The organism is Solidesulfovibrio sp. C21, from assembly GCF_047785625.1.
GTDB lineage: Bacteria > Desulfobacterota > Desulfovibrionia > Desulfovibrionales > Desulfovibrionaceae > Solidesulfovibrio.
In genome coordinates this window covers 1-7,135 of sequence record NZ_JBLODY010000124.1, presented here as the reverse complement: position 1 = coordinate 7,135, position 7,135 = coordinate 1, and the positions used below count along the sequence as shown (strand labels likewise).

The following is a 7,135-nucleotide window of genomic DNA, read 5'->3' as shown; positions in this document are numbered from 1 at the left end:
GGGGGAAACTTTTCTTCAGAAAAGTTTCCCCCCGGTTCTTTTTCTAAGGTGCCCCGGCCGAGAGGATGGCGGCGGCGACGTCGGGGTGCGCGACCACGAAGGTCCTGGGGCAAAGGGCCTTGGCGCGATGGCCGAGGTCTTCGCGGTCGGCGACGAACAGGCAGCGGACGTCCGGGGTCAGGGCGGTCACGGCTTCGAGCAGTTCCAGCCCGTCGGGACCGCCGCAGCACAGAAAATGGGGTCCGGTGGCCCAATCGAGGGACAGGGCGGCGTCTGTCGCGCGGAGTCCCTCGGCCGTGGTGAAATCGCGCCACACGTCCTGCTGGCTGGAGGTCGGGGTCACGATCATGTCCAGCCCGTCGTCTTCCACCCGGAAGTGCTCACGCTCGGGGTCCACGGCGTCCACGATGTCGTGGACGTGCTCCAAAAGCTCCAGGGAAGCGTCCTCGTCCACGCTGCCCAGGCTGTCCTGGCGGGCGAGGACGGTTTCGCCGCGCCGGAATTGCAGCCCGGAGCCGACATAGGCGAAGGCGCGCCAGCTCGAATCGGCCAGCAGCATGGCCAGCCGGGCGTTGATCGATTCGAGCAGCGCGGCTTTTTCCCGGGACAGCGGTGCGTCGATGCCGCGCCCCGCGGTGTCCACGATCTGGCGGCCAAGCGATGCGGCCCAGGCGAAGGCCTGGGAGGGGACCGTGGCCAAGTCGGCGATGCCGGGGCCGGAGAGCGGGGCGGCGGACCAGAGAACCGGTCGTTTGGACCGGGAGGTGGCGAAGCGGGCCAGGGCCACGGCGTTCCACAGGGGTTGCACGGCTGTGACGAACCGCTGGCCCGGGGCCCGAAAAAGCGCGTCGCACTGGCACAGGCAGACGTTTATGCCATGGCCGGAAATTTCCTTGAGCCCCTTGCGCATGGCGTCGCGCAGGCCATGCCGGCGGCGTCCCAGGTGCTTGAGCAGGGCTTCGCGGCCTTCCTCGAGGTAGAGCGCATCGTTCTCGAGCTGCTCGGTTTCCTCGGCCAGGGTCAGGCGCAGCGGCTGGTCCGGGTCCAAAAGGAGTTCGGCCCAGCCGTCGCGGTCGGCGGCTTCCGACAGTTCGTCGCCGATGGCGGCAAGCGCCGGGGCGATTTCCGGGGGAACGGGCCGGCTGGCCAGAATGGCGGCGGCGGCCTGACGGCGAAGCGCGACCGATTCGGCCATGCGCGAGGCAAAGGCGTCCAGGGTGGTTATGGTGGGCTGATCTGATCCGTGGTGTATCATGGAAAGTGTTTTGCCTATTTCACCGGAAAAACGGCTCCCTGGCAAAGGAAAATTGCGCCCCGCGCCGGAGGCCCCGAGGCCCCGTGTTGCCTCGCGCCGGGGCCTGGGCTAGGATAATACCATATGGTATAAGATGAGGATGAGATAGTGCGAGAGGGGAAACCCTTTGCAAAGGGTTCTCCCCTCTCGCACTCTCCCTTTCCTAAATCTTCCAATGGGATCAAGGCCATGGCGCCGTTGTTTTCCGGTAAAGTCTTTAGAAGGGGGGCCTGGGGGGAAACCTTTCTTCAGAAAGGTTTCCCCCCAGTCTTGAGGAGGCACCCATGCGGTTGTTGACGCGTTCGGATTTCGACGGGCTTATTTGCGCCGTGTTGCTCAAGGAAGCCGGGGTGATGGACGAGTGGACGTTCGTGCACCCAAAAGACGTCCAGGACGGCAAGGTGGAATGCGGCCCGAACGACATCCTGGCCAACGTGCCCTATGCGCCGGGCTGCGGCCTGTGGTTCGACCACCACACCAGCGAGGCCGACCGCCTGGGCGACATCACGTTTACGGGCGCGTCCAAGCAGTATCCGAGCTGCGCCCGGGTCATCTGGGAGTATTACGGCGGCCACAAGACCTTTCCCGAACGCTTCGACGAGATGCTTGCGTTCGTCGACCGTTGCGACAGCGGCGACCTGACGCCCGGGGATGTGGCCCGGCCCGAGGGCTGGATACTGCTGAGCTTCATCATGGACCCGCGCACCGGCCTTGGCCGCTACCGTGACTACCGCATCAGCAACTACCAGCTCATGATGCGCCTGGTGGACCTGTGTCGCCACGAGCCGGTGGCCAAGATCCTGACCGACCCCGACGTGGCCGAGCGCGTGAAACGCTATTTCGAGCAGGAAGAACAGTTCGCGGCCATGCTGCGGGCCCGCTCGAAGATGCTGGGCAAGGTGCTGGTCATCGATTTGCGCGAGCAGGACGAGATTTTTACCGGCAACCGCTTCACGGCCTACGCGCTTTTTCCCGCGTGCAACGTCAGCGTGCAGGTCATCTGGGGCAAGGCCAAGCAGAACGTCGTGCTGACCGTGGGCAAATCCATTTTCGACCGGGCCAACCCGGTGGACATCGGCCGGCTGATGCTTGCCTACGGCGGCGGCGGGCACAGAAATGTCGGCACCTGCCAGGTGCCGGAAGCCGAGGCCGGGAAGGTCCTTGCCGACGTCGTGGCGGTGCTTAACGGCGAAAAGCCGCAGCCCGGGGAAGGCGGCCTTGGCGCCTGAGGTCCGCGTCCTCGGCCGTATCGCCTACGAGGCGGCCCTGGCCCTGCAACAGGAAACCGCCACGGCGGTCAAGGCCGGAACAAGCGGGGGGACGGTTTTCATCCTCGAGCACGATCCGGTCATTACGCTCGGGGGCAACAAGCCCATCAACAAGGTCTTGTACGCGCCGCCGGGCGTCAGCCTCGTGCAGACGGACCGGGGCGGCGGGGCAACGGTGCACAACCCCGGCCAGCTCGTCGTCTATCCGGTGGTCGGGCTTCGTTCGCTTGGCTTCGGCGTCAAGTCGTTCGTGGCCTGGGTGCTGGAAATGGGCCGTGCGCTGCTCGAAAGCTATGGCGTGGCCGCCGAATGCCGCCAGAATCCGCTGGGGTTGTGGGTGGGGGAGCGCAAGATCGCCTCGCTCGGCATCCATGTCTCGCGCGGCGTGGCCACCCACGGCATCGCCACCAATCTGGATAACGACCTGACGCTTTTCAATGCCATCGTGCCCTGCGGGCTGGCCGGCGTGGCCATGACCTCGGTTGCCGCCGAGACCGGCGCGTCCGTGGACATGGCCGAAGCCATGGCGCGTATGGCGGCAATCGCCACGGCCGGGCTCGACCGTTTGCCTGCCAATTAACCTCAAACCGATCCGGAATCCCGCCTTGTCCCACGATATCCCGACGACTCACGCTGTTTCCGCCGTCCCCGCCGCTCCCGACGACCTGCTCGCGTCCTACCATTTCGACCTGCCGCCGGAGCGTATCGCCTCGCGGCCGTGCGAAACGCGCGACGCCTGCAAGCTCATGACCGTCTCCCGGGCCACTGGGGAGGTGGCCGACGCCGTCTTTTCCGACCTGCCGGATTTGCTCCCGGCCGGGGCGCTGCTCGTGGTCAATAACACCAAGGTCGCGCCGGTGCGTCTTTTCGGCCACAAGCCCTCGGGCGGCGCGGCCGAACTGCTGCTGACCACCCCGGTGGCGCTGCTGGCCCCGACCGTCGATCCGGACACGGGCTGGGCCGTCGCGCCGGCCTCGGGACTTTTGCGCGTCTCCCGGCCGCCAAGGCCCGGCGACCGGGTGGACTTCGCCCCGGACCTGCGCCTGACCACGACCAGACGCGGACAGTTCGGCCGCACGGACTTCATCCTTCACTGGCAGGGCAGCCTGCCGGACATCCTTTGCCGCATCGGCCACGTGCCCCTGCCGCCCTACATCCACCGCGCCGACGACGCCGACGACCGCGAAACCTACCAGACCGTCTACGCCCGCGACGACAAGCTCGGCTCCGCCGCCGCACCGACCGCCGGCCTGCACTTCACCGAAGCCCTGCTGGCCCGCTTGCGGGAACGCGGCTTCGGCTTGGCCGCCGTCACCTGCCATGTGGGCATCGGCACCTTTTCCCCGGTGCGCGTGGACGATATCCGCGACCATGCCATGCACAAGGAGTGGATCGAGGTGCCCGGGGAGGCGGCCGAGGCCGTGAAGCGGGCCAAGGTCGAGGGCCGGCCCGTCATTGCCGTCGGCACCACCGCCGCCCGGACACTGGAAGGAGTGGTGCGCGAAGCTGGTGAAATGACTGCCTTTGCCGGCGAAACCGATATCTTCATCCGCCCCGGCTACGCCTTTCATGTGGTCGACGGGATGGTCACGAATTTCCATTTGCCTGGATCATCCCTGGTGATTATGCTGGCCGCCCTGGTCGGAAGGCAACGTCTGCTCGCCGCCTATGCGCGGGCCGTGGCCTCCGGCTACCGTTTCTTTTCCTACGGCGACGCCATGCTGGTCCTGTAAAAGGCCGGCGGGCGTCCCCCATCGCCAGGCGCTTTCGGGCACGGGGAGCGGCGGGCTCGCCCGTATCGGGGGCTCCTCCCCCGGGCCCGATCTGCCCGCATAAGGAGTGATACAAACATGTCGCGGATTGCCATCGACGAGGAGCGGTGCAAAGGATGCCTCCTTTGCGTCGAGGTCTGCCCCAAGTCCATCATTGTGGCCTCCTCGCGCTTCAACACCAAAGGGTACAAAGTGGCCGAGGTTCCCGAGGCCGCCATGGAAAAATGCACCGGCTGCGCCTCCTGCGCCCAAATGTGCCCGGACGTGGCCATCAAGGTCTGGCGTAGCGTCAAAAGCAAAGCCAAGGAGAACGCGTGATGTCGGGCAAACGCATCTTCATCAAAGGCAACGAAGCTATCGCCCATGGCGCGTTGGCCGCGGGCTGCCGTTGCTACTTCGGCTACCCCATCACCCCTCAGAACGACATCCCGGAGATGCTCTCTTCGGCCATGCCCGCCGCCGGCGGGGAGTTCGTCCAGGCCGAATCGGAAGTGGCCGCCGCCAACATGCTGCTTGGCGCCGCCGCCTGCGGGGTGCGGGCCATGACCACCTCGTCGAGCCCGGGCGTGTCGCTCATGCAGGAGGCCATCTCCTACATGGCCGGTTCGGAGCTGCCGGGGGTCATCGTCAACATGAACCGGGGCGGCCCCGGCCTCGGCGACATCGGCCCCTCCCAGGGCGACTATTTCCAGTCGGTCAAGGGCGGCGGCCACGGCGACTACCGCACCCTGGTTCTGGCTCCGGCCACCTGCCAGGAATGCTACGACCTGACCTTCGAGGCCTTCGAGCTGGCCTACAAGTACCGCAACCCGGTGCTGCTTTTGGGCGACGCCATCGTCGGCCAGATGAAGGAGCCGGTTGTGCCCCGCGAGCCCCTCGCCGTCGATCCGGAGGAGGGCGGGGACTGGAAGCTGACCGGACGCGGCCAGCGCGCTCCCAGGCTCCTCAAGTCCCTGTTCCTTGAGGACGGGGCCCTGGCCGGCCAGAACATGCTGCTGCGGCGCAAGTACGAATCCATGCGCGACGAGGTGCGTTTCGAGGACTTCGAGACCAAGGACGCCGAACTGGTGGTGGTGGCCTTCGGCTCCATCGGCCGCATCGCCAAGTCGGCCGTGCGCACGCTTCGGGCCGAGGGGCTCAGGGTCGGGCTGTTGCGCCCCATCACCCTTTATCCCTTCCCCGAGTCCGGGCTGCGCGAGCTCGCCGCCGCCGGCAAGCGCTTCCTCACCATCGAACACAACCTCGGCCAGATGGTCGACGACGTGCGCCTGGCCGTGCGGGGCCTTGCCGACAGCGCCTTTTACGGCGTCTTCCCCGGCAACCTGCCCACGCCCGACGAATTCCTGGAACCCATCCGCGCGGCCGCAAAGGGGGCCTAACCCATGTCCAGCATGCCTGAAATCAAGGAAGAACTCGTCTTCGACCGGCCGGGCGTCCTGGCCGACAAGCCCACCCACTATTGCCCCGGCTGCCAGCACGGCGTCATCCACCGCATCGTGGCCGAGTGCCTGGAAGAGTTCGGTTTGGTGGAAAAGACCATCGCCATAAGCTCCATCGGCTGCTCGGTGTTTCTCTACAACTACCTCATGGTCGACACCGTCGAGGCCCCCCACGGGCGCGCCCCGGCCGAGGCCACCGGCGTCAAGCGCGCCCGGCCCGAGGCCTTCGTCTTCGCCTATCAGGGCGATGGCGACCTGGCTTCCATCGGCCTGGCCGAGATCATGCACGCCGCCAACCGTGGCGAGAAGCTCACCATCATCTTCGTCAACAACACGGTGTACGGCATGACCGGCGGCCAGATGGCCCCCACCACCATGATCGGCCAGAAGACCACCACCTGTCCCGCCGGCCGTTGCGCCGAGCGCGAGGGCGGGCCCATGCGGATGGCCGAGATTATTGCCGGGCTTGACGGCGTGGCCTACAGCGCCCGGGTGGCCGTCAATTCCATCAAGAATCTGGCCCAGGCCAAGCGGGCCGTGCGCCGCGCCTTCGAGATGCAACTGCACGGCGACGGGTTCGGCTTCGTCGAGTTTCTGGCCACCTGCCCCACCAACTGGAGAATGACGCCCGTGGCCGCCAACGAGCGCGTGGCCAAGGAGATGATCCCCGGCTTCCCGCTTGGCGTCTACAAGGACGCGGCCAAGGAGGACTAAGCCCATGAGCCTGTATCAAGACGTGATCATGGCCGGATTCGGCGGCCAGGGCGTGATGCTGATCGGCAACCTGCTGGCCTACGCCGGCATGGAGCACGGCCTGAATGTCACCTACATCCCGGTCTACGGCCCGGAGATGCGCGGCGGCACGGCCAACTGCACGGTGGTCGTCTCCGACGACGCCATCGGCTCTCCCATCATCCGCAGCCCCAAGAGCCTCATCATCATGAACCGGCCGTCCCTGGACAAGTTTCAGCCGCAGCTCGTCGACGGCGGGGTGCTGGTCATCAACTCCTCCCTGGTCGACCCGGAACTCGCCGACAGCAAACGGGTGAAGCTCGTGGCCGTGCCGGCCAACGAGATCGCCGACGGCCTGGGCAATACGCGCATGGCCAATATGGTGGCCCTTGGCGCTTACGTGAACGCCACCGGCATCCTGCCGCTTTCGGCGGTGGAGGACAGCCTTTCCCACGTGATCTCCAAGCACTACAGCCACTTGATACCGAAAAACACCGAAGCCCTGCGCGCCGGTGCTTCCTTTAAGAATTAAGATGCCTCCGGCGGCCGGGGGGCGAGCGCGCCCCCCGGTCCCCCCTTCCTCAGCGGCCGGCGCGGCAGGGCGGAAGCATCGCTTCCACCCTGCCGCGC

At 66.5% G+C, this 7,135-nt stretch carries 8 protein-coding genes; 7 read left to right on the top strand and 1 reads right to left on the bottom strand.

The window, feature by feature from the left end; translation table 11 throughout:
* Positions 1-43: 43 nt before the first annotated feature.
* Positions 44-1,255 (bottom strand): hypothetical protein, encoded by a 1,212-nt coding sequence (locus ACMZ6R_RS19705; protein WP_416114658.1) that lies wholly within the window; start codon positions 1,253-1,255, stop codon positions 44-46.
* 323 nt (positions 1,256-1,578) lie between these two features.
* On the opposite strand from ACMZ6R_RS19705, the gene ACMZ6R_RS19700 reads away from it, so the two are divergent.
* From ACMZ6R_RS19700 to ACMZ6R_RS19670, 7 genes are all read left to right on the top strand, one after another.
* A complete protein-coding gene (locus tag ACMZ6R_RS19700; RefSeq protein ID WP_416114657.1) occupies positions 1,579-2,523 on the top strand; it encodes an exopolyphosphatase in 945 nt (314 codons plus the stop codon).
* A complete protein-coding gene (gene lipB / locus ACMZ6R_RS19695) occupies positions 2,513-3,142 on the top strand; it encodes a lipoyl(octanoyl) transferase LipB (RefSeq protein WP_416114656.1) in 630 nt (209 codons plus the stop codon). The genes ACMZ6R_RS19700 and lipB overlap by 11 nt, the downstream gene beginning before the upstream one ends.
* A gap of 25 nt (positions 3,143-3,167) precedes the next feature.
* Positions 3,168-4,295: a tRNA preQ1(34) S-adenosylmethionine ribosyltransferase-isomerase QueA gene (queA, locus tag ACMZ6R_RS19690; protein WP_416114655.1), complete on the top strand. Its 1,128-nt coding sequence runs from the start codon at positions 3,168-3,170 to the stop codon at positions 4,293-4,295.
* Positions 4,296-4,412: 117 nt separating this feature from the next.
* Complete coding sequence (locus tag ACMZ6R_RS19685) at positions 4,413-4,652, top strand: indolepyruvate ferredoxin oxidoreductase subunit alpha (RefSeq protein ID WP_416114654.1); 240 nt, start codon at positions 4,413-4,415, stop codon at positions 4,650-4,652.
* Positions 4,652-5,713, top strand: a complete 1,062-nt coding sequence (locus ACMZ6R_RS19680) for a 3-methyl-2-oxobutanoate dehydrogenase subunit VorB (protein ID WP_416114659.1) — start codon at positions 4,652-4,654, stop codon at positions 5,711-5,713. The genes ACMZ6R_RS19685 and ACMZ6R_RS19680 overlap by 1 nt, the downstream gene beginning before the upstream one ends.
* Positions 5,714-5,716: 3 nt before the next feature.
* Complete coding sequence (locus ACMZ6R_RS19675) at positions 5,717-6,487, top strand: thiamine pyrophosphate-dependent enzyme (RefSeq protein ID WP_416114653.1); 771 nt, start codon at positions 5,717-5,719, stop codon at positions 6,485-6,487.
* Between the two features lie 4 nt (positions 6,488-6,491).
* Positions 6,492-7,037 (top strand): 2-oxoacid:acceptor oxidoreductase family protein, encoded by a 546-nt coding sequence (locus tag ACMZ6R_RS19670; protein WP_416114652.1) that lies wholly within the window; start codon positions 6,492-6,494, stop codon positions 7,035-7,037.
* The last annotated feature ends 98 nt before the right edge of the window (positions 7,038-7,135 follow it).

What these genes read in the sequence shown, in the direction of transcription:
- ACMZ6R_RS19685 (WP_416114654.1), top strand. Translation starts at nt 4,413, where the DNA reads ATGTCGCGGATTGCCATCGACGAGGAGCGGTGCAAAGGATGCCTCCTT.
- ACMZ6R_RS19675 (WP_416114653.1), top strand. Translation starts at nt 5,717, where the DNA reads ATGTCCAGCATGCCTGAAATCAAGGAAGAACTCGTCTTCGACCGGCCG.
- ACMZ6R_RS19680 (WP_416114659.1), top strand. Translation starts at nt 4,652, where the DNA reads ATGTCGGGCAAACGCATCTTCATCAAAGGCAACGAAGCTATCGCCCAT.
- ACMZ6R_RS19700 (WP_416114657.1), top strand. Translation starts at nt 1,579, where the DNA reads ATGCGGTTGTTGACGCGTTCGGATTTCGACGGGCTTATTTGCGCCGTG.
- ACMZ6R_RS19705 (WP_416114658.1), bottom strand. Translation starts at nt 1,255, where the DNA reads ATGATACACCACGGATCAGATCAGCCCACCATAACCACCCTGGACGCC.
- ACMZ6R_RS19670 (WP_416114652.1), top strand. Translation starts at nt 6,492, where the DNA reads ATGAGCCTGTATCAAGACGTGATCATGGCCGGATTCGGCGGCCAGGGC.